This window comes from Acidihalobacter aeolianus (genome assembly GCF_001753165.1).
Taxonomy (GTDB): domain Bacteria; phylum Pseudomonadota; class Gammaproteobacteria; order DSM-5130; family Acidihalobacteraceae; genus Acidihalobacter; species Acidihalobacter aeolianus.
This window is the reverse complement of the sequence record NZ_CP017448.1, coordinates 1580387-1601577: the sequence shown is the minus strand read 5'-3', so window position 1 is coordinate 1601577 and position 21191 is coordinate 1580387. Positions and strand designations below refer to the sequence as shown.

General features: G+C 60.7%; 18 protein-coding genes. 4 read left to right on the top strand and 14 right to left on the bottom strand.

The genetic code is table 11. The annotated features are described in order from the left end of the window. Positions 1-602 precede the first annotated feature (602 nt). A complete protein-coding gene (locus tag BJI67_RS07295; protein ID WP_070072475.1) occupies positions 603-1310 on the top strand; it encodes a DUF502 domain-containing protein in 708 nt (235 codons plus the stop codon). Here the strand turns inward: BJI67_RS07295 and ispD are convergent. The 11 genes from ispD to BJI67_RS17785 all read right to left on the bottom strand — a co-directional run bounded on the left by ispD (position 1296) and on the right by BJI67_RS17785 (position 13702). Beyond that, positions 1296-1997, bottom strand: coding sequence for a 2-C-methyl-D-erythritol 4-phosphate cytidylyltransferase (gene ispD, locus BJI67_RS07290; protein ID WP_070072474.1), 702 nt, complete (start codon positions 1995-1997; stop codon positions 1296-1298). The two genes, BJI67_RS07295 and ispD, sit on opposite strands and share 15 nt — an antisense overlap. After that, entirely contained in the window at positions 1994-2323 is a 330-nt protein-coding gene (gene ftsB / locus BJI67_RS07285) for a cell division protein FtsB (protein WP_070072473.1), read from the bottom strand. Before ftsB ends, ispD begins: the two co-directional genes overlap by 4 nt. 18 nt (positions 2324-2341) lie before the next feature. Further along, positions 2342-3619 carry a phosphopyruvate hydratase gene (gene eno / locus BJI67_RS07280; protein ID WP_070072472.1) on the bottom strand — a complete coding sequence of 426 codons (1278 nt, stop codon included), beginning with the start codon at positions 3617-3619 and terminating at the stop codon, positions 2342-2344. A gap of 39 nt (positions 3620-3658) precedes the next feature. Beyond that, positions 3659-4492, bottom strand: a complete 834-nt coding sequence (kdsA, locus tag BJI67_RS07275) for a 3-deoxy-8-phosphooctulonate synthase (RefSeq protein ID WP_070072471.1) — start codon at positions 4490-4492, stop codon at positions 3659-3661. Continuing rightward, positions 4489-6141: a CTP synthase gene (locus tag BJI67_RS07270; RefSeq protein WP_070072470.1), complete on the bottom strand. Its 1653-nt coding sequence runs from the start codon at positions 6139-6141 to the stop codon at positions 4489-4491. The genes kdsA and BJI67_RS07270 overlap by 4 nt, the downstream gene beginning before the upstream one ends. Before the next feature lie 98 nt (positions 6142-6239). Next, positions 6240-6803 carry a YqhA family protein gene (locus BJI67_RS07265; protein WP_070072469.1) on the bottom strand — a complete coding sequence of 188 codons (564 nt, stop codon included), beginning with the start codon at positions 6801-6803 and terminating at the stop codon, positions 6240-6242. A 63-nt stretch (positions 6804-6866) separates the two neighbouring features. Beyond that, positions 6867-8147, bottom strand: coding sequence for a tRNA lysidine(34) synthetase TilS (gene tilS / locus BJI67_RS07260; RefSeq protein WP_083250728.1), 1281 nt, complete (start codon positions 8145-8147; stop codon positions 6867-6869). A gap of 4 nt (positions 8148-8151) precedes the next feature. After that, entirely contained in the window at positions 8152-9108 is a 957-nt protein-coding gene (locus tag BJI67_RS07255) for an acetyl-CoA carboxylase carboxyltransferase subunit alpha (RefSeq protein WP_070072468.1), read from the bottom strand. A gap of 54 nt (positions 9109-9162) precedes the next feature. Next, on the bottom strand, positions 9163-12681 hold the full coding sequence (gene dnaE, locus BJI67_RS07250) for a DNA polymerase III subunit alpha (protein ID WP_070072467.1): 3519 nt from the start codon (positions 12679-12681) through the stop codon (positions 9163-9165). A gap of 23 nt (positions 12682-12704) precedes the next feature. Further along, positions 12705-13097: a sodium:calcium antiporter gene (locus BJI67_RS17790; RefSeq protein ID WP_197513355.1), complete on the bottom strand. Its 393-nt coding sequence runs from the start codon at positions 13095-13097 to the stop codon at positions 12705-12707. A gap of 17 nt (positions 13098-13114) precedes the next feature. Continuing rightward, entirely contained in the window at positions 13115-13702 is a 588-nt protein-coding gene (locus BJI67_RS17785) for a hypothetical protein (protein ID WP_197513354.1), read from the bottom strand. Positions 13703-13795: 93 nt separating this feature from the next. On the opposite strand from BJI67_RS17785, the gene cysZ reads away from it, so the two are divergent. Continuing rightward, on the top strand, positions 13796-14548 hold the full coding sequence (gene cysZ, locus BJI67_RS07240) for a sulfate transporter CysZ (RefSeq protein WP_070072466.1): 753 nt from the start codon (positions 13796-13798) through the stop codon (positions 14546-14548). Between the two features lie 103 nt (positions 14549-14651). Continuing rightward, positions 14652-15887 carry a hypothetical protein gene (locus tag BJI67_RS07235; protein WP_070072465.1) on the top strand — a complete coding sequence of 412 codons (1236 nt, stop codon included), beginning with the start codon at positions 14652-14654 and terminating at the stop codon, positions 15885-15887. Positions 15888-15965: 78 nt separating this feature from the next. Here BJI67_RS07235 and BJI67_RS07230 read toward each other — a convergent pair whose 3' ends face one another. Then, positions 15966-16865 (bottom strand): LysR family transcriptional regulator, encoded by a 900-nt coding sequence (locus BJI67_RS07230; protein ID WP_070072464.1) that lies wholly within the window; start codon positions 16863-16865, stop codon positions 15966-15968. A gap of 129 nt (positions 16866-16994) precedes the next feature. Here BJI67_RS07230 and BJI67_RS07225 point away from each other — a divergent pair, with 129 nt between their 5' ends. Further along, positions 16995-18563: an MFS transporter gene (locus BJI67_RS07225; RefSeq protein ID WP_070072463.1), complete on the top strand. Its 1569-nt coding sequence runs from the start codon at positions 16995-16997 to the stop codon at positions 18561-18563. A 6-nt stretch (positions 18564-18569) separates the two neighbouring features. Here BJI67_RS07225 and BJI67_RS07220 read toward each other — a convergent pair whose 3' ends face one another. Together BJI67_RS07220 and der are read right to left on the bottom strand one after the other, a co-directional pair. Further along, positions 18570-19727, bottom strand: a complete 1158-nt coding sequence (locus BJI67_RS07220) for a pyridoxal phosphate-dependent aminotransferase (RefSeq protein ID WP_231940916.1) — start codon at positions 19725-19727, stop codon at positions 18570-18572. A 17-nt stretch (positions 19728-19744) separates the two neighbouring features. After that, complete coding sequence (gene der / locus BJI67_RS07215) at positions 19745-21184, bottom strand: ribosome biogenesis GTPase Der (protein WP_070072461.1); 1440 nt, start codon at positions 21182-21184, stop codon at positions 19745-19747. Positions 21185-21191 lie beyond the last annotated feature (7 nt).

The window sequence follows — 21191 nt, the reverse complement described above, 5'->3', positions numbered from 1 at the left end:
AAATATAATTATAATTCAGCAACTTGATTTTTCTGCTGGGCTGGGTGGCTGCATGCGGTACGCGGGAGATTATAGAGTCTTCGGCATTATGCTAATCTTGGCTTATCGAGACATGAATGGTCTGCAATCCGTTGCGCAGGGGGAAGCATGCCAAGAGAATACATAAAGGGGAATAACGGAGTCGAGCTTACTTCCGAGCGAGAGCAGAAGATAGATGAATTGTTGAACGGGCTTGAACTGTCAATAGATCAGCGAGGCCAGACACAGCTTCTGGCAGCTGAGTTTTGGCCCGATATCACACGTCCGGACCAGCCCATATACATCAATGTAAGCCTCGGCGACGATAGTTACACTATCGTGAGCTCACACGAGATTCCGGCAGAGACATTCGGTTATATTCGATGGACCCGGCGCGATGGTAGTGCCGCAACGAGTCCTCGGGGTAGCGTGAGCCATACCCGACGTGGTTATCGCAGCGAGGATGGTCATTATCATCGCTTTATCTCAAGGTTTGTTGTCGAAGAGCAAGCCTGAGTAGCGCGATAGTCTAGTAACGCGGGACATTAAACATCGAGTTACGGCCAAGGTCGGCCGGGGAATGCATGCCCGAGACCACCACTAAAGAGTTGCCGCAACGCATTCAGCGCTATCTTCTTGCCGGTGTGATCACCATGGTCCCTCTGTGGATCACATGGCTGGTTTTCGATTTTATCTTTTTTCAACTGTCTAATTTCGGCATGCCTTGGGTGCGGGCATTGGTCGACACCCTAGGTCAGTCTAGCCCCGGTTCTCAACCTTGGGTCTACCCGTGGGTTCAATCGTTGTTGGCAATCGCATTGACCTTGGCTGCCCTGTATTTGCTTGGCTGGGTAAGCACCTTGATTGTCGGGCGTAAGCTGCTCGGGCTGATCGATCGCCTGATGGATCATATACCAATGGCTCATGCAGTCTACGGCTCGACCAAAAAGCTCCTGACCGCCCTGCAGCAGAAACCAGATAATGTGCAGCGCGTGGTGTTGATCAATTTCCCTTCCCCGGAAATGCGTTCTGTTGGTCTGGTAACGCGTACCCTAGTAGATTCGGCCACCGGCAAGAAACTGGCGGCGGTTTATGTTCCCACTACGCCAAATCCGACGTCGGGCTATCTGGAGATCGTTCCGGTCGAGGATCTCGTTCCGACAGACTGGACCATGGACGAAGCCATGAGCTTCATTATTTCAGGCGGCGCTGTTGCTCCTGGGAGCATCCGGTTCAGCAGCGCAGCGCCTGTAGGCGAGGAGGCTGATCAGCAAACGTCAGGTACGCGTTGAAAGCAGGAATTCCGCGAGCGGCAGATCTTCGGCGTGAGTGATCTTCAGGTTGTCTGCATGTCCACGGACAATATGAGGACTAGCCCCCCAACGCTCCATAGCCGACGCCTCGTCGGTTATCTTCCAGCCCAGCTCCAAGGCCTTGTTCAGTGCCATGCTGAGGGCGCCCAGGCGAAACATTTGTGGTGTTTGGGCCAGCCAGAGTCCGTCCCTGTCGATGGTCGCCTCGATGATGTGACGAGCATCCGACGCCTGCCGCTTCAAAGTATCTCGAAGCGGCGTAGCCAATATTCCACCGACCGGATCGTCATACAAGGTCTCGATAAGCCTGGATAAGTCCTCTTCGCGCAAACAGGGTCTCGCCGCATCGTGGACCAGCACCCAGTCATCAGGTAACGCCATTGCTGAAAGTGCGTGCAATGCATTGCGCACCGAAATCATGCGGTCGTCGCCACCCGTTAGCGTAAGAAACCGTTCCTTGCCGGGGATTTGCAGTTCGGGCCAATAGGGGTCGTCGGATGCCAGAGCTACAGCGATGCCTGCGATATCCACCCTGTCTGTGAAGATGGACAGGGTGTGTTCGAGCACTGTCCGCCCCAGTACAGTCAGGTACTGTTTGGGAATCGACGTTCCCATCCGCCTGCCTGCACCAGCGGCAGGTAGCACGACCCAACAACGTGGCTTCATTTCGGTTTGCGATCGCCAGAAGCGGGAGCTTGAGCCGGATCGCTCGGTGAAACGTACTGGTAGAAAGTGTCGCCCAACTGAATCATCCCCAAACGACTTCGCGCGAGTTCCTCAACTGCCGAGGTGCCGCGTTTGAGCGCGACGACCTCGGCTTCCAAGGCGGAATTCGCGTCCTTGAGCTTGGCATTCTCGGATGCTTGCTCGGCCAGCTGACGATGCAGGCGATGTACGTCGCTGATGCTCCCCTCGCCCAGCCACAATTTGAATTGAAGCACGCCCAAAAGGACCAATAGGCCTGCAATGAGTAGACGGCTCCCTTTGGTCATCGAAACTCCCGCCAGAGATCAGCGTTCGAATGCACTCCTGCCAGGATAGCGCGACTGTTGGTCGAGCTCCTCTTCGATGCGCATCAGACGATTGTATTTGGCAACCCGATCGGAGCGAGACAACGAGCCGGTCTTGATCTGGCCGGTCTGCATGCCCACTGCCAGGTCGGCGATGGTTGTGTCTTCGGTTTCTCCGGATCGGTGGGAGACAACCGCTGTATAACCCGCACCGCTGGCCATGCGAATGGCCTCGATCGTTTCGGTCAGCGTGCCGATCTGATTGACCTTGATCAGGATCGAGTTCGCGACACCGGCTGCAACACCGCGTTCGAGAATCTGCGTATTGGTCACGAACAGATCGTCGCCGACCAACTGGACTTTGTCACCGAGTGCGGAGGTCAGTGCGGACCATCCTTCCCAGTCGTCCTCGGCCATGCCGTCCTCGATCGACAGAATCGGATATTGCGCTACCCACTTGCCCAGATATTCGACGAATTCTCCGGCATCGTAATTGCGGCGTTCGGAAGCGAGCATATAACGGCCGTCTTTATAGAACTCCGAACTGGCTGCATCGATAGCCAGTGCCACTTCATCGCCGGGTTTGAAGCCGGCCTGTGTGATGGCTTCAAGAATGACGTTGATGGCCGATTCGTTAGACGGCAGATTGGGCGCGAAACCGCCTTCGTCGCCGACTGCGGTCGCCATCCCCTGCTTCTTGAGCACGGATTTGAGCGCGTGGAAAACCTCCGCCCCGTAGCGCACGGCCTCGGTCAGCGAGGGCGCGCCGACGGGCACGATCATGAATTCCTGCAGGTCGATGCTGTTGTCGGCATGCGCCCCCCCGTTGATGATGTTCATCATCGGCACGGGCATGGTCATCACGCCGTTGCCGCCCAGATGTCGGTAAAGGGGCAGTTCAGCCTCGCTTGCCGCCGCCTTGGCCAGCGCAAGCGATACGGCGAGGATCGCGTTGGCACCGAGCCTGGCTTTGGTGGGTGTGCCGTCCAGTTCGATCAACCGTCGATCTACCGCGGTCTGGTCACGGCCTTCCAGGCCCAACAGGGCTTCGCGAATTTCACCGTTGACGTTCTCCACGGCCTTGCGCACGCCTTTGCCGCCGTAACGCTTGGGATCGTCGTCGCGCAACTCGACGGCCTCGCGGGTTCCTGTCGAAGCACCGGAAGGCACGGCAGCGCGGCCGCATGCCCCACCCGCCAATCTGATGTCCGCCTCCACGGTGGGATTGCCGCGGGAATCGAGCAGTTCGCGCGCATGAATGTCAACGATTTCGGACATGGAAAAGAATTCTCCTGGTAATTAGCGTAAGAGGCCTAGTTATAGATTCCGTTCGGCCAGGGGAAAGGCTTTGACATGTGAATCCAGTTCGCGCAGAAGAGCCAGCAGGGGTTTCAGCATCCCCAAGGGCCAGGCATTCGGTCCGTCGCTCAACGCCTTGTCAGGCTCGGGATGAGTTTCCATGAACAGGCCCGAAACACCGGCTGCTATTGCAGCGCGTGCAAGAACCGGAACGAACTCGCGCTGACCTCCGGACGAGGTGCCCTGCCCGCCCGGCAATTGCACCGAATGCGTCGCATCGAATACCACGGGGCAACCCGTATCACGCATCACCGCCAACGAGCGCATGTCCGAGACGAGGTTGTTGTATCCGAAAGACACCCCGCGCTCGCACACCATGATCTGATCGTTGCCGGTCTCGCGGGCCTTGTCGACGACATTGCCCATATCCCAGGGGGCGAGAAACTGCCCCTTCTTGATATTCACGGGCAAGCCGAGCCGTGCCACGTTCTGAATGAAATTCGTCTGGCGACAGAGAAATGCGGGGGTTTGCAGGACGTCGATCACTTCGGCGACCTCGTCGAGCGGAGTGTCCTCGTGTACGTCGGTGAGCACCGGCACGCCCACTTCGTTACGGACCCGCTCAAGTATGCGCAGGCCTTCGGCCATGCCGGGGCCACGGAAACTGCGGCTGGACGAGCGGTTGGCCTTATCGAAAGACGATTTGTAGATGAACGGTATGCCCAGTTCCGCCGTCATTTCCTTGAGCTGGAACGCACTTTCCAGGGCCAGACCCTCGCCCTCGATCACGCAGGGGCCAGCGATGAGGAAGAAGGGTAGGTCGAGTCCGACCTCGAACCCGCACAGCTTCATGCCGATGACTCCGTTTCACGGACCTGCCGTTCATGGCGCGCCCGTGCAGCTCTGATGAAGCCGCTGAACAACGGATGTCCGTCGCGCGGAGTGGAGGTGAACTCCGGGTGGAACTGACAGCCGAGATACCACGGATGATCGCGCAATTCGACGACCTCGACGAGGCTGCCGTCCAGCGACTTTCCGGAAACTGACAAGCCTGCCTGCGTGAGTGTATCCAGGTAGTTGTTGTTGAATTCGTAGCGGTGGCGATGCCGTTCGGTGATCACATCCTCGCCGTATGACTCACGTGCAAGGCTGCCCTTTGTCAGTGTGCAGGCCTGCCCGCCCAGGCGCATGGTGCCGCCGAGGTCGGAATCCTCATCGCGTCGCTCGATCTGACCGCTCTGGTCCTGCCATTCTGTAATCAGGGCGATAACAGGATGCGGCGTATCGCGGTCGAATTCGGTGCTGTGGGCATGTTCTAGATCGGCCACATGCCTCGCGAACTCGATAACTGCGACCTGCATGCCGAGACAGATGCCGAGGTAGGGTATGCCGTGGCGGCGGGCGTATTCCGCAGCCAGAATCTTGCCTTCGATACCCCGTCTGCCGAAGCCGCCGGGGACGAGGATGGCATCGAGATGTGCCAATGAATCCGTGCCGTCGGCCTCGAGGCGTTCCGAGTCGATGTATTCGATGCGCACGCGCGTCTGCGTATGGATACCGGCGTGGGTCAGTGCCTCGTTCAACGATTTGTAGGATTCGGTCAGGTCGACGTATTTCCCGACCATGCCGATGACGGCCTCGGCTTCGGGGAACTCCATCGCGTTGACTACGTGTTTCCAGTCGGAAAGATCGGCGGGTGGCGCGTCGATATGGAACTTGCGCAGTACGATCTCGTCGAGACGCTGCGCATGCAGCCACAGCGGAATCTTGTAGATGTTGTCGACGTCGATCGCCGAGATGACCGCCTTTTCCTCGACGTTGGTGAACAGCGCGATCTTGCGCCGCTCGGTGTCCGGCAGTTGCATGGTGCTACGGCACATCAGGACGTCGGGCTGGATGCCGATGGAGCGCAGCTCCTTCACCGAATGCTGCGTCGGCTTGGTCTTGATTTCACCCGATGCGGGCAGGTACGGCACCAGCGTGAGGTGCATGAACAGGGCATTCTCGCGCCCGAGTTCCACGCCCATCTGGCGAATCGCCTCAAGGAACGGGAGGGATTCGATGTCGCCCACCGTACCGCCGATCTCGACCAGTGCAACGTCTGCATCGCCCGCTCCTTCGCGGATGGAGCGCTTGATCTCGTCGGTGATGTGCGGGATGACCTGAACGGTGCCGCCGAGATAGTCTCCACGGCGCTCCTTGCGGATCACATTCTCGTAGATCTGACCAGTCGTGAAATTGTTCCGTTTGCTCGCGCGGAAGCGTACGAAGCGCTCGTAATGTCCCAAGTCCAGATCCGTTTCAGCTCCGTCCTCGGTGACGAACACCTCGCCGTGCTGGAAGGGGCTCATGGTGCCGGGATCGACGTTGATGTACGGGTCCAGCTTGAGCAGGGTGACATTCAAGCCCCTGGCTTCGAGAATCGCGCCCAGCGATGCCGAGGCAATACCCTTCCCCAAGGAGGAGACGACTCCACCGGTTATAAAAATAAAACGCGTCATAGTATTACGCCCGCGGGCGGATGAAGTCGGGGGGGATCACGGGGCGCGAGTTTAGCAAACATCGGTCAGGTGCCTCAATCGACCCCGCGTACATGTCGCTAATTGCCGTGATTCGGAGAAGGCAGGGTTTTGGCCGGTTTGTGTTCCGCGGAATGCGAGAGATACAGCGCGAGCCCGATCAGGGCGATACCGCCGGCGAAGTACAGCATGTCCAGAGGACTGGTGAACTTCATCCCCAGGGCATGCTCGAAGAACTTGACGATCAGGATCATCAGCACGACCTTTCCGAGACGTGCCTTGAGGTCGTCGAGATTGTGGATGACCAAAACCTTGGAGGCCATCTCCGACTGTTCCGCCTCATCGATCTTGCTGATGAAGAGTTCGTACAGGCCGAGCGAGAAGATCAGCAGGACTGTGGCCAGTAAATATCCATCGAGTATACCTACGACATGCGCGATAGTGCTGCCGCGCATCTGCGTGCGTGCTGCTTCCGCCAGCGACGGGTCCGCATAAGCCCCCAGGTGAATGATCATGTACCAGGCGTCGACGGTAGCGGTGTAGAACATGGCCAGCGCGGATGCCAGACTGGCGATGACGGCCGCCAGCACGACCAGTCGGCTGCGCCACAGGAAAGCTTCGAAGATCCATTCAAGTCGATTCATTACCGTTCCAGTATAGATGTCAACGGGTGCTGTGGGTCGATTGAAACCGTAGGTCTCCGCTCGTCAGTCGGCGCAGCAGGCCCAGTAACCAACCACCTCGACCAAGCGATCATCCGCATAGAGCAAAGGGATGCGATCGCGTAGCCATGGCGGTACACCGGCTTCCTGCAGCAGGGACTTGAGCGCGCGATTGCGGCCGCGTGGGGTCAATCTGCAGCGCTCGCCTCCCCTTCGATAGCGAATCGTGAAGTGGGCACCCGACGATTTCAAGCCGCTGACGTCGCTGCGCAGTGCGGCTGGGGTCAACGGTTCAACTTGACCCGGCAACGCCAGAGGTTGCTGTAAGTCCCAGCTCAGGATTTGGGTGGGATCGTGTTGCGGCAAAGAGGGCGTAGCGTACAGGCTGTCGCGATAGCGTCGCAGTTCAGCCCCAGGCCAGCGCAATACGGCCTGTGCATCCCATCGGGCAGAGAGCAGACGCGGCAGGGAGGACAATCGTTTAGCGCTAGGCAGCGGGAGGCCGCGGTCGTACAGCCAGGTGCGAATCACATTGCGCATGCGGTGTTCGGGCATCGTACGCAATACCGTAACGCAAAGGGCAGCGGGGTCCGAGCATGCCGCTGACGCCAGATCCTGGCGTCCCAGTGTTGCCAGCAATTCGCGGGATTCCGCCTGCAGTCCGGCGGCACGCCCCAGGGTGTCGACGAGTGCCGGCCAGCGGGCTTCGATCAGTGGCATCACCTTGTGGCGCAAATAGTTTCGAGACAGCGCCACGTCAGCGTTCGAAGGGTCGTCGATCCACTCAAGCCCTTCCTGTTCAAGATAGGCCTGCAGAGCGGCGCGCCTGGTTGCGAGCAGCGGGCGAGCGTGCCACCCCTCCCCGAACGATGAAATCGCGGGCATGGCGGCCAAACCAGCCGGCCCGGAGCCACGCAGCAGCTGCAGCAGCAAGGTTTCGGCCTGGTCGTCCGCATGATGTGCCGTTAGCAGCATGTCTCCAGGACCGAGCACCGAACGTAGCGCGGTGTACCGACTCATCCGGGCAGCAGCTTCCGGTCCCCCTGTGTCTGGATTCACCTGTACCTTTTGGACGATGAGTCGAACACCCAAGCGCGCGCATTGCGCTGCGCAGGTTTCGGCCCAGCCGTCAGCCTCCTGTTGCAGTCCGTGATGCACATGTACCGCAAGCAGTTCATGCCCGGCACTGCCGCCGTTGGCCAGTGCGTGCAGCAGTGCGAGGGAGTCGCCGCCACCGCTGAAGGCGACGATCCAGCGGGTCGGTTGGGGTAGCGTTGAGAGCTGTTGCGCCAGCCATTGCGGGCCGAACACCCTGGCCGCTTTCATCTGGCTAATTGGCGAGCGTGCTGTAGCGCATCAGCCGTTCGTAGCGTCGCTGCAGCATGGTTTCCGTGTTGACGGTGCGTAGGCGTTCCACCGCCCGCCAGAGCGCGTCGCCCAATTGCATGCTGATCGTTTCGATATCGCGGTGCGCACCGCCGGGAGGCTCGCCGATGACCTCGTCGATCAGGTTCAGTGACTTCAGACGTTGCGCGGTGATTCCCAGGGCCTCGGCCGCGTCAGGCGCCTTGTCCGCGCTTTTCCAGAGGATGGAGGCGCAGCCTTCTGGCGAAATGACTGAGTAGGTGCTGTATTGCAGCATCATCACATGATCGCCGACGCCGATGGCGAGCGCGCCGCCGGAGCCGCCCTCTCCCACCACTGTACAAATGATCGGTGTGCGCAGGCGAGACATCTCGAACAGATTGCGCGCGATGGCCTCGCTCTGTCCGCGTTCCTCGGCGCCGACCCCGGGATAGGCACCCGGGGTGTCGATGAAGGTCAGTACGGGAAGATGGAAGCGCTCGGCCATGCGCATCAGCCTGAGGGCCTTGCGGTAGCCTTCCGGTCGAGGCATGCCGAAATTGCGCTTGACCTTCTCACGCGTATCGCGACCTTTTTGGTGACCGATCACCATCACGGGTTGATCGCGCAGTCGCGCTACGCCACCGACGATGGCAGCGTCGTCTGCAAAGGCACGATCCCCATGCAGTTCCTCGAAATCAGTGAACAGGCGTTCGATGTAATCGAGCGTATAGGGCCTCCGCGGGTGGCGGGCCACTTGGGACACCTGCCATGGCGTCAGCGAGGCGAAAATGGATTGGGTCAGATTGCGCGCCTTGCGCTCCAGACGCCCGATCTCCTCGCTGAGATTGACCTCGGCGTCGTTTCCAACATAGCGCAATTCCTCGATTTTCGCCTCGAGTTCGGCAATCGGTTGTTCGAAATCAAGAAACTCTGGATTCATGAAAGATGCTCGTGCTGCGCCCACTGACCGAGGGCGAGGATTGTAACCGGGGGTTCAGCGCTTGTCAGGGCCATAGCGAAGTGCGAGGTCAGTGACGCCGTGCAGCCTCGACAGACGTCGGAGCAACTCGTCGCTCGGACGGACGCGCCAATCGTCTCCGAGGACGAGCCGTGCATCCGCTGCCCGATTGCGGTAGCTCAGCCAGATGGGGCAGCCATGTTCGCGGTAGCAATAGGGCTTGAGTACCTGCATCAGTTCACCGGCAAGACCGTTGAGATTGCCCTTGTTGACGATGCGGATGTCGAGTGCCTGGGCAAAACGCGCACGGGCCTGGTCGATGGTATAGACATGCTGGGCGCGAACGCGACGGCGTCCGCTGAAGGCATCGAAACCGATGCTGCCCTCGATCACTAGCAGACTGTCCTTGGCAAGGAGATCGGCGTAGTTCTGGTACTCATCGCCGAACAGCCCGACGTCGAGGCGCCCGCTTCGGTCGTCGAGCGTGACGAAGGCGAAGCGGCCGGATGGCCCCGTGCGCACGGACAGGCCGACGACCAGGCCGGCGACGATGATGTCGCGGTCGTTGCGCGCGCCGCGACCGCGTTCTGCCGGTTCGTCCTCCTGCAGCCAGGCGGAAATCGGTCGAGTCACGAAGCGTGACAGCTCATCGGCGAAGCGTGCGATGGGATGGCCGGTCAGATACAGACCCAGCGTCTCCTTCTCCGCATGTAGGCGCTCGTCCTCCTCCCATTCGGGCAACGTCGGCAATTCCGCGGTGACCGCGGCCACCGGGGCATCTCCGAACAGATCGTTCTGCCCCTGCTCGGCATCGCGCTGTGCCTGCTCGGCAGCACGGATGGCTTCCGGCAGGCGAGCCATGTGTGTTGCACGGTTCAGTCCCAACGCGTCCAGCGTTCCGGCACGGATCAATGCCTCGAGCACGCGGCGATTGACCTTGCGACCGATCACGCGTCGGCAAAGGTCTTCCAGACTGAGGTAGTGGCCGTGGTTTTCGCGCTCCTCGAGCAGTCCTTCAATGGCCGATGCGCCGATGCCCTTGATCGCCCCCATGCCGTAGAGAATCGTGCGCTCGTCCAGGGCAGTGAACCGATGGAAGGATCGATTGACGTCGGGCGGTACCACCTCGAGGCCGAGCTGGCGGCATTCCTCGATCAGGTTCACGACCTTGTCGGTGTTGTCCATATCTGCCGACAGCACCGCGGCCATGAAGGCCGCCGGGTGGTGCTGCTTGAGCCAGGCGGTCTGGTAAGACAGCAGCGCGTAGGCCGCCGAGTGCGACTTGTTGAAGCCGTAACCGGCGAATTTTTCCATCAAGTCGAAGATGTAGGTGGCGACGTTGGCGTCCACACCTCGCTCCACCGCCCCGCGCATGAAAATCTCGCGTTGCTTGGCCATCTCCTCGGGCTTTTTCTTGCCCATCGCACGCCGCAGGAGGTCGGCGCCGCCCAGTGTGTAGTCGGCGAGCACCTGCGCGATCTGCATGACCTGTTCCTGGTACAGGATCACGCCATAGGTCGGCTTGAGGATCGGTTCCAGGTCGGGATGCGGGTATTCGACCTTTGCCCGGCCATGCTTGCGGTTGATGAAGTCGTCCACCATGCCCGACTGCAGCGGTCCGGGGCGATACAGGGCGACCAGCGCGACGATGTCCTCGAAGTTGTCCGGCTGCAGGCGCTTGATTAGCTCCTGCATCCCGCTTGATTCGAGCTGGAAAACCGCGGTGGTCTGGTGTCGCTTGAGCAGGCCGTAAGTGGCTGCGTCGTCCAGCGGCAGGCGGTTCACGTCAAGAGGTTCGGCGTCTTCTGCTCGCTGCTTGTTGATGGTTTCCATCGCCCAGTCAATGATGGTGAGCGTGCGCAGGCCCAGGAAGTCGAACTTCACGAGCCCGATGGCCTCGACGTCGTCCTTGTCGAACTGGGTCACCAGCCCCTGGCCGCTCTCTTCGCAGTAAAGCGGTGAAAAATCCGTAAGCGGGCTGGGCGCGATCACCACGCCTCCGGCATGTTTGCCCGCGTTGCGCGCCAGACCTTCGAGCTTGAGCGCGAGATCGATCAGCGCAGTGACCTCTTCTTCCTCCTGATAAGCGCGCTGCAGGTCTTCTTCCTGGGCGAGCGCCTTCTCCAGTGTCATGCCAATCTCGAACGGGATCAGCTTGGCGATTCGGTCGACGAAGCCGTAGGGGTGGCTGAGCACGCGGCCCACGTCGCGCACCACCGCCTTGGCGGCCATGCTGCCGTAGGTGATGATCTGGGACACGCGATCGCGTCCGTAGCGTTCGGCCACGTAATCGATAACGCGGTCGCGTTTTTCCATGCAGAAGTCGACGTCGAAGTCAGGCATGGAAACGCGTTCAGGATTGAGAAACCGCTCAAAGAGTAGGTCGTAACGTATTGGATCTAGATCAGTAATTCCAAGAGAATAGGCGACCAGCGAACCTGCGCCGGAACCGCGTCCAGGTCCGACGGGGATCTGGTTGCGCTTCGCCCACTGGATGAAGTCCGCGACGATCAGGAAGTATCCGGGGAACCCCATCTGCACGATGACATCGAGTTCGAGTGCCAAGCGTTCGGCGTAGGCAGTGCGGCGTGCTTCGGCGTCGGGAGCCTCCGCATCGATCAGTTGGAGCAAGCGCCGCTCCAGCCCCTGCTCCGCCTGATGGCGCAGGAAGCTGTCGGTATCCATACCCTCTGGCACGGGGAACTGGGGCAGCACGGACTTGCCGAACTCCAGCTTCAGCGAGCATCGGCGTGCAATCTCGACCGTATTTTCCAGGGCCTCAGGCAGGTCGGCGAACAGTTCGCACATCTCGTCGGGCGTACGCAGATACTGTTGCGCGCTGTAGCGTCGAACCCGTCTCGGGTCGCCCAGAACATCGCCATCGTGAATGCACACGCGCGCCTCGTGGGCCTCGAAATCATCGGGAGACAGAAAGCGCACGTCATTGGTGGCCACGACGGGCGTGTCGGTCGCTATTGCGAGCGAGACCGCATCATGGATGTACCTTTCCTCGCCTTCGCGTCCGGTACGTTGCAGTTCCAGGTAGTAACGGTCGGGGAAGCGCGAGCGCCAGAAATCGAGATGGGTTCTAGCCTGCTGCTCACGCCCGGCGAGCAATGCGCGCCCCACATCGCCCGTACGCCCACCGGAAAGCGCGATCAGCCCGTCCGTCATGCCGTCGAGCCATGCGTATTCGAGCATGGGCAAACCGCCATGCTGACCCTCTAAGTAGCTGCGGGATACCAGACGGGTGAGATTACGGTAGCCAGTTTCGTTCTGGCACAGGAACAGTATCCGTGTCGGCGGCTCGGCCTCTGCCCCTGGATAATCCGCCGAGACGCGCATCCAGGCATCCACACCGATGATCGGCTTGATCCCGGTACGCAGCGCGGTACGGTAGAACTTGACCATCGCGAACAGATTGCACTGGTCGGTCAGTGCCACGGCAGGTACGCCCTGCCCGGCCAGTGTCTTCATCAACGGCCCGATGCGCAATACGCTGTCGGTCAGGGAATACTCGGTGTGCAGTGACAGATGTACGAATGTGGGTTCCATCGTTTCCGCCGTCGCTGCCCCTCCTAGCGGAGGGTCAGCAGGTAAAAATAGGCCGCATAACAAGCGGCGTTCACGAGTAGCCAGACGGGTCGAACGCCGCCGCTCCGGTTGGCCAGGCGAAGCCAAGTAGTCGCGATCAGGGTAAGGATCACGGCATAGACCACGTCACGCGACGGGCGCCAGGGCGTCAACCACAAACCCAGGGCCGGTAACAGCGATCCCTGGAATACGAGTGCCCCGCTCAGGTTGCCCACGGCGAGAGTATCCTTCCCGCGTCTTGCCCACAACAGGCTGTTGACCTTCTCCGGCAGTTCGGTGGCGACGGGTATCAAGAGCAGGGACAACACCAGCACCGAAACGCCAAGCCCACTCGCAAGCTGTTCGACGGCCTCGACAAAACCGTGTGCCGCGAGCACGATCGTGCCGACACCGATCAGCAGTTGCAGCCATATCTGGACTCGCCCTTGCCCCAGAGGCGGGCCGTGTATAGATCGGTATCGGCGACCGCCCCGTGCCCCTCGGCGACGAGACTGCTGGATGCAACGAGGGTCGCGCGCAGATACAGTACATAACCTGCTATCAGGAGCATGCTGACCAGCACGCGCCAGACATGGGCGTCGGCCGGGAGGAACAAAGCCGCCGCACCCACCCCGAACAAGCCCTGAAACCAGGCCAGATCGCGCCCGAATCCGCGTTTCTCCGGTACCAGTTGCCGCCCGCTGCCAGACTGCACCAGCAGAAAGCCGCCGAGGAGGCCGAACGACAGGGTCGAAATCATCAACGGTGCACCGAGAATCGCGCCTACGCTCACTGCTTGACCGACTGCATGCGAGTCGCCGGCAAACAGGGCGACTATGGGTACCATCGCCTCGGGCAGCGCGGTGCCCACGGCAGCGAACACCGAACCGACTGCACCTTCGGACAGAGCATGTCTTTCCCCAAGATGCTCCAGGGCATTGGTGAAGAGTTCGGCGCCTGCCAGAATCCCGACTAGCGCCGCGCCGCCTAGCAACCAGGCCATGTCGGTTCACCATGTGGCACGTATCCCAGAGGGTACTGGCCTGACTCCTCGGCAAACGGCACAATGCACGCTTCAGTCAGCTGAGATACGGCTTTGATCGGCGATTTCATCATCGGCTTCACGTACATCCCCCGCGGCTTCGCATACATCATGTTACCCGGACTGCGCCGTTACGTGGCCCTGCCCATACTGATCAACGTCGTGCTCTTTCTCTCGGCCTTCGTGCTCTTGCTCGAACGCCTCGGCAGCTGGCTGGACGGTTTGCTTCCACATAGCCTGAGCTGGCTGTCCTGGCTCATTCTGCCGCTGCTGTTCCTGGCCCTCTCGCTGGGCGTGTTTTACACCTTCGGGCTGGTCGCCAACTTGATCGCCTCGCCGTTCAACGCCTTGCTCGCGGAGAATCTGGAGCTGCAGATGGGCGGGCGCCCACCGAGTGCCGGTGCCGGATTCAAGGCGACGCTGCGCAGCGCGCTGATCGGGATCGCAACGCAACTGGCCGCGCTTGCATATCAGCTGATCCGACTGGTTCCCCTGTTGGTGCTGTTTCTCGTGCCCATCGTCAATATCGCCGCGACCAGTATCCTGATCCTGTTTTCGGCCTGGATGCTTGCCATAGGTTACCTTTCCACGCCGATGGGCAACCACGATATGAGCTTTCGAGAGGTGCGTGCCATCTGCGCACAGCGTAAGGGACTGGTGTTGGGTCTGGGAACCGGCCTCGTGCTACTGACCTGGATCCCCCTCCTCAACCTGCTCGTGCTGCCTGCCGGGACCGCCGCGGCAACCGCGCTGTGGCACGAAAAACTTGCACATTTGCGCCATCCGTCGGGACACAGCCGCCCGTAGCCGCCCGTGCCGTCCGCATGCGGTGGCCAGCTGGGACGGGACGCGCGATACTGGAAACGTGCGGATACCCGCCACCCCGACTCTGAGCCGAAAGGATATTCCGATGACCGTTTCACTGGATTTCGCTCGTCAAGGCGACAAGCGCAATTCCGAATTCTTCGAAACCTACCTGGTGCGCCTGCTGGAAGAGCGCGATCGGGTAGGTCTTACCGACCTGATCCATGAAATCGATGCGCTGATGATCACCGTCGAACCGGGTCATTCGATCGACTACGTGGCCGAACTGGCGTTGATGACGCCCTACCACTATCTGGTCACGCTGGAGAGCGAACAGCATCTGACGCATATCCTGCGCATCGACTACGACAGCCCGGATCTGCTGATCCGCGAGGTCAAGGACCCGAACACCCGCGGCATCTTCCGCAGCCTGAACGAGGTCTACCCCGTGGGTTCGGGCAAGCCCTACAGTCGCTACATCGGCGAAATTCTACGCGTCGACAACCTGCACGAGGTCGTGCGCCTGCAGCGCGAACGTGAGTTTCGTTTCTTCAATGCCGACGACGTGCGCAAGCTGGAATTGCCCGGTAACCTGGCCGTGAGCAAACCCTCGCCCTACACGCACAACATCGTCGCCTACCTCGAACGCGAGCCAGGTGAGCCGCGCGTGTACGCACTGGGTGTAAGCCGCATCGACACGCTGACCCAGGAAGCCTATGAGGCTGCCAAGCAACTGCAGCAAAGGTTAGGTATTCAGAACCTGCTGCTGCCCATCGACCATCTGGCTACGCGCGTCTATAGCCAGAACCGCGAGGTTGCAATCCTCGAATATCTGTCATGGTCGAGCTACTACTACTGGGGCTCGTACGACATCAAGGATCAGAACTCCTCGACCAACGTCACCAAGAGTGTCCACTCCGCCTCGGAGTTCCGCAGCCCTGCCAAGGTGTTCACGGCGAACAACACGCCTTATTTCGTCAACCATCTGGAAAAACTGCCTTCGCCGACGGAGACCTTCGTGCGCAACTACGGGCCGCGTTTGCATCACATCGCAGTTGCCGTACGCGACGGCGAAACCGGTGGTGTCGAGAACATCGAGTACGTGGTGCGCAGCATTGCCGAACAAGGCAAGGATTTCCTGCTCGACGTGATCGGCTCCAAGGAGGAGGGGCTCAAGCAAATATTCTCCAGCGCCTCGGAGCACTCTTCGTTGATCGTCGAGTATGTACAGCGGTTTGGGGATTTCGATGGCTTCTTCGCCAAACACAACGTTGCGGAACTCACCCGAGCCGCCGGGGTGGACGAATCCCTGAAGCAGCTTGAGGATTCGTCTCATGGCTGAGTCGCCGGATAACGCGTGCCATAGGCACTTGGGCCTGTTCACATCGACCACGGGAGGGAAGGCACAACTGATACGCCGTTACCCAGCCTGCAGGATATCCAGAAACGCGTTCAGCGCCGCTGACCGGTAGGCCGGTTTCGGTGCGGCCAGGTGCAGGGTCCAGTAGAGCCCTCTTGGCGGGTCGAGTCGCAGGGGCACCAGCGCCCAGCGGGCGCGTTCAAGCGCCCTGACCGAAGCGAAACCGATACCGAGCCCTGCCGCAACAGCCTCGCGTACGGCCTCGACCCCGGTGACCTCCACACTGTACTGGACGTTCAGACCTGCCGTGCGCAGCGCCGATTCGACGGCGCGCCGCACGCCGGAACCCGGTTCGCGCCACACGATCGGGTATTCGAGCAGCGATGACCAATCGACGCCCTGCCCGACTTGCTGAGCCAGAGGGTGGTCGCTGCGCACCAGAGCCACGATTTCGTCCTCCATCCATGGCTCTAGCGTGCAATACCCGGGAAGCCATGTGCCGGGATCGTCGAACACGCCGTCCAGAAACAGCAGATCCCAAGTGCCGACGGCTTTGATGGTCCAATCCAGGGCGCCGGTCTTGAGTACGAGGCGGATGTCCGGACATGACCTGCGAAATTCAGCCAAGCGTTCGGGAAGGAAATAACTTGCTACGGTATTGCTCGCTGCGATGCGCAGGCAGCCGTCCTGCAATGTGCGTCGACGCCTGACCCATTCGTCGATATTGTCGAGCGCTTCCCGCAATGCCTGTACCTCTTCGAGCAATGCATGACCTGCGGGTGTGAGCATGATGCCGCGCCCGTTTCGGTGGTAGAGCGGTTCGCCGACAGCCGCGGTGAGTTGACGCAGGCGCTCGGAAACGGCGGGTTGGCTGCGGTGCAATGCACGCGCACCTGCCGCCACACCGCCCTGTTCAGCGACCTGAAGAAATGTCAAAAGCTGTTCGGCTTGAATCTTCATCCAAATTTCCGATGTGTTTGGTCAAAAATACCGATTTGATCGATGTGTCTTGGGTTCTTAGTCTAGATTTCCACCGCCGCACATGTCACCGATCGGCGGGATCATTTACAGACGGAGCTCATCATTCGCATGACCAGCAACAGAATTTCCGACGCGCCCACCCAGCCCTTGCTGCCCTTGTTCGTCGGGGTCGGTCTGGCTCTGTCGGTCGGCTCGTTCGAGGGGGCATCCGTGCTCGGTATATTGCCGTACATCGGCGGCGGACTTGCCACCAGCAGCGATCACGCCCTCTGGACTCTGACGTATTTCATCGTGCACTGGTCGCTGGGGATCACGGTGATGCCATGGGGGATGCGCCGCTGGGGCCCTCGTCGTCTGTATGAAATATCCACTGTGATCACCCTCGCTGGCACGTTGCTTGGAGCGCTCACCGGTAATCTGTGGCTGATGCTTGCAGCCAGGGCGATGCAGGGCTTCGGCGCCGGGCTCCTGGTACCGCTCAGCCAACACCTTTTTCTGGAGCGGACACCGAAAGCGCGCCATGGCGTAGTGACCATCGTCTGGAGCAACGCCATGCTGATCCCCTTCTTTGCAGGGCCGGCGCTGGGGGGATATCTGGCCGTATCCCACGACTGGCGCGACATCTTCTGGCTGAGCCTCCCTTTGCTCGTCATCGCCGGCTGGTTGGGTCGAAAGGGCATCGTAGCCACCGAGGCACTGCGGGATATGCAGACTGAGTCCTTCGATTATCGCGGATTCGGACTGCTCTACGGCGGACTCTTGTGCCTGCAGATGGTGATGGATCAAGGCCAGGACGACGGTTGGTGGCATGCCAGCCAAATCGACTGGCTCAGCCTCGCCGCCGCACTGCTGCTCGCGGCGTTTGCCTGGTGGGAGTCGCGCTGTAAGCACCCGTTACTCGAGTTCCGCTTTTTCAGGCAGCGCAATTACGCGCTCGGATTACTGCTGCTTTGTCTTGGGTGGTCGTTGTTCATGGCCTGGGCGGCACTGCTCCCGCTGTGGGCGGAAAGCGATCTCGGCTACAACGGATATTGGGGGAGTGCCCTGCTGCTGCCGATCGCACTGGGTGCCGTGCCCGTGGGGTCTGCCATGGATCGCCTGCGTGGGCTAATCGGTCTCCGGCGTCTGGCTGCGCTGTGTTTTCTGCTGTTCGCTGTCGCCTATGACATTGCCTACGCCAGCCCTTCCATGGGCTTGGCCGGATTGTTTCTGCCCATGCTGATTCAAGGCATTGCCGTGGGCATGTTATTCGTGCCCCTGACCCTGATCGTCCTTTCCGGTGTCGACGCTCGCGATATACCGAGTGCTGCCACGACCAGCAACTTCATACGCGTATTCAGCGCCAACGTGGGGGTGACGCTCCTGAGTGTGTACTGGATCAGGCAGAGCGATGTTGCAGTATCCGCATTGCGTGCCACGACGCATTCCGGAGGCGCATTGTCGATGCAAGCCCTCGCCGCGCTGTATCGACAGATGCTGATCCAGGCGCAAACCTTGAGTCTGGACAATCTGTTTCGCTTGTCCGCTTGGTTGTCCGTCGCCGCCGCCGCAGTCGCGTATTTGGCGCTCAGACCAGCGACAGCCACGGCAGTAGCTCGTGGGCCTCGCAGTTATGTCGAGGAAGAGGAAATGGCTGCCGATGTGGGATCTGTCGAGAACGGACAGGCGACAGGATAATGCCGGTTAAAGGTTGTGCACGACGAAATCCTGCAGCCGTTCGACTGCGCCATGCAACTGCTGCAGCCCGGTGGTATAGGCGAAGCGAACATGCTGCGCGGCGCCGAAATCGCCGAAATCGTCGCCGGGGGTCACAGCCACACCCGCCTCCTCCAACAGACGTGAACTCAGAACCTGTGCAGTCAGGCCGAAGCGCTCGCAGTTGGCGTATAGATAGAAGGCGCCATCGGGCGTGGTCGGGATGTCGAAGCCCAGTTCGCGCAAGGCCGGCAGGAGGTAATCGCGCCGCTCACGGAATGCGGACCGACGCGCCTCGAGGATGGACAACGTGGTCGGCTCGAAGGCGGCGAGTGCGGCATGCTGCGAAGGCGTGGGCGCACACAGAAATAGGTTCTGCGCCAGCTTCTCCAGAGGGCGAACATAATCCTCAGGGGCCACGATCCAGCCCAGCCTCCAGCCGGTCATGCCAAAGTATTTGGAGAAACTGTTGATCACGAACACGCGATCGCTGATGGACAGGGCCGTCGCGTCTGGACGGTCGTAGACGAGTCCCTGGTAGATCTCGTCCACGATCAGGCATCCATCCCTGTCTGCGGCATAGGCTGCCATTCCGGCCAGATCATCCGGTTCGATCAATGTGCCGGTGGGGTTGGCGGGCGAAGCCACCAGCGCCGCGACGGTACGCTTGTTCCAGTGTGCGCGGACCAGTTCCGGCGTCAGTTGGTAGCGCGTGTCACGGTGCACGGCAACCTGGCGTGCCCGCCCTTCGTAGAGACGCACGAAATGACGATTGCACGGATAACCGGGGTCCGTCATCAGCACCTCGGTATCCGGATCCACCAATACACCGAGAACCAGCTGCAAGGCACCCGAGGCGCCTGGCGTGACGATGATGCGCGAGGGAGAGATATCCAGGCCGTGGCGGCTTGCATAGAAGCCGGCAATCGCCTCGCGCAGGGCCGGCAACCCCAGGGCCGGGGTGTAGTGGGTGGCGCCTGCCAGCAATGCGGCCCGGCCCGCTTCGATGATGGGTTCCGAGGTCTCGAAATCAGGTTCGCCGATCTCGAGATGATAGATTTCCTTGCCCTGTGCCTCCAGTTCACGCGCGCGTGCGAGCAGGTCCATCACGCGGAAGGATTTGATGTCCTCGATCCGACGGGACATGCGCGACCCGCGAGCGTTCATCGATCCTTACGCTTGGCGTGGCGGATCATGCGATTCCGCTTGCGTTCCTGGGTGGGAGTCAGGGTGTTGCGGCGTCCGGCAAATGGGTTGTCGCCGGTCTTGAATTCAAGGGCCACCGGGGTACCCACGAGCTTGAGCGCACGGCGGTAACCGTTGGCGAGATAACGCTTGTATTCCCCTGGTAGGCGGTCGGTTTGATTGCCATGGATGACAATGGTGAAGGGGCGATGTCCACCCAGGTGCGCATAGCGCAGCTTGATCCGCCGGCCGCGCGACAAGGGCGGTTGGTGCGCGTTGACGAAACCTTCAAGCAAGCGATTCAGTTCTGCAGTGGAAACCTGCCGATGGGAGCTCTCGTGTGCGCGGCGTGCGGCTGCGAGCAGATGGCCCACGCCGGTGCCATGCAGAGCTGAAATGAAATGACGCTCGGCGAAATCCAGGAAGGTCAGGCGCAGATCCAGTGTCCTGCGCACCGCGTTGCGCTCATCTTCGGCCAGTCCATCCCATTTGTTGATCGCCACCACGAGCGGCGCGCCGGCATCCAGGGCCAGGCCGATGAGATGGGCATCCTGTTCGGTCACGCCGGCTCGCGCGTCGAGCACGAGAATCACCACGTCGGCGGCGTTGATGGCATCCAACGCCTTGACGATGCTGAATTTCTCGATCATCTCGTTGACGCGCGCGCGACGACGGATACCTGCCGTATCAACCAGCACATAACGCCGCCCGTCGCGCTCGAAAGGGACGTCGATGCTGTCCCGCGTGGTGCCGGGGCGGTCGAACACCACCACACGGTTTTCGCCCAGCAGACGATTGATCAAGGTCGATTTGCCGACATTGGGCCGTCCGACGAAGGCGATCCGCAGCCCTGCATGGGCAGGCAGAACGGCAGATTCCTCTACGACCGTATCGTCCGATTCCACAGCTTCGGTCTCGTCGCCGCCGTCCTTGCCGTCAGGAAGCACGGTGTCGATGAGTCGGTCCAACCCGCTGCCGCGTACCGCCGATATCGGGAGCGGTTCGCCGAGTCCCAGTCGGTAGGCTTCCGCCATGGCTGTTGCGGGTGTGGTCGCGTCGATCTTGTTCACGACCAGATATACCGGCTTGCCCATCGCACGCAGTTCGGTGGCGAGCATTTCGTCACCGGCGGTCACCCCTGCCCGGCCGTCGATGAGCAACAGCAGATGCGTTGCCTCGCGCATGGCGGCGCGTGTCTGCTCGCCCATCAGCGTGTCGATCTCGTCGCTTTCCTCACCCAAGCCGCCGGTGTCGACGACGAGGTAGTCGCGTTCGCCAAGGCGCCCCAGGCCGTATTTGCGATCCCGGGTCAGGCCGGGCAGATCGGCCACCAGTGCGTCGCGACTGCGGGTCAGACGATTGAACAGGGTCGATTTGCCGACATTGGGCCGCCCGACCAGGGCGAGTATCGCTTGCATGGCTGTT

Coding starts and splice junctions, on each gene's coding strand:
- ftsB (WP_070072473.1), bottom strand. CDS start 2,323: ATGACCAAAGGGAGCCGTCTACTCATTGCAGGCCTATTGGTCCTTTTG.
- dnaE (WP_070072467.1), bottom strand. CDS start 12,681: ATGGAACCCACATTCGTACATCTGTCACTGCACACCGAGTATTCCCTG.
- der (WP_070072461.1), bottom strand. CDS start 21,184: ATGCAAGCGATACTCGCCCTGGTCGGGCGGCCCAATGTCGGCAAATCG.
- BJI67_RS07230 (WP_070072464.1), bottom strand. CDS start 16,865: ATGAAGATTCAAGCCGAACAGCTTTTGACATTTCTTCAGGTCGCTGAA.
- BJI67_RS07265 (WP_070072469.1), bottom strand. CDS start 6,803: ATGAATCGACTTGAATGGATCTTCGAAGCTTTCCTGTGGCGCAGCCGA.
- BJI67_RS07220 (WP_231940916.1), bottom strand. CDS start 19,727: ATGTCCCGTCGGATCGAGGACATCAAATCCTTCCGCGTGATGGACCTG.
- tilS (WP_083250728.1), bottom strand. CDS start 8,147: ATGAAAGCGGCCAGGGTGTTCGGCCCGCAATGGCTGGCGCAACAGCTC.
- ispD (WP_070072474.1), bottom strand. CDS start 1,997: ATGAAGCCACGTTGTTGGGTCGTGCTACCTGCCGCTGGTGCAGGCAGG.
- BJI67_RS07295 (WP_070072475.1), top strand. CDS start 603: ATGCCCGAGACCACCACTAAAGAGTTGCCGCAACGCATTCAGCGCTAT.
- BJI67_RS07255 (WP_070072468.1), bottom strand. CDS start 9,108: ATGAATCCAGAGTTTCTTGATTTCGAACAACCGATTGCCGAACTCGAG.
- BJI67_RS07270 (WP_070072470.1), bottom strand. CDS start 6,141: ATGACGCGTTTTATTTTTATAACCGGTGGAGTCGTCTCCTCCTTGGGG.
- BJI67_RS07235 (WP_070072465.1), top strand. CDS start 14,652: ATGACCGTTTCACTGGATTTCGCTCGTCAAGGCGACAAGCGCAATTCC.
- BJI67_RS07225 (WP_070072463.1), top strand. CDS start 16,995: ATGACCAGCAACAGAATTTCCGACGCGCCCACCCAGCCCTTGCTGCCC.
- kdsA (WP_070072471.1), bottom strand. CDS start 4,492: ATGAAGCTGTGCGGGTTCGAGGTCGGACTCGACCTACCCTTCTTCCTC.
- eno (WP_070072472.1), bottom strand. CDS start 3,619: ATGTCCGAAATCGTTGACATTCATGCGCGCGAACTGCTCGATTCCCGC.
- BJI67_RS17785 (WP_197513354.1), bottom strand. CDS start 13,702: ATGGCCTGGTTGCTAGGCGGCGCGGCGCTAGTCGGGATTCTGGCAGGC.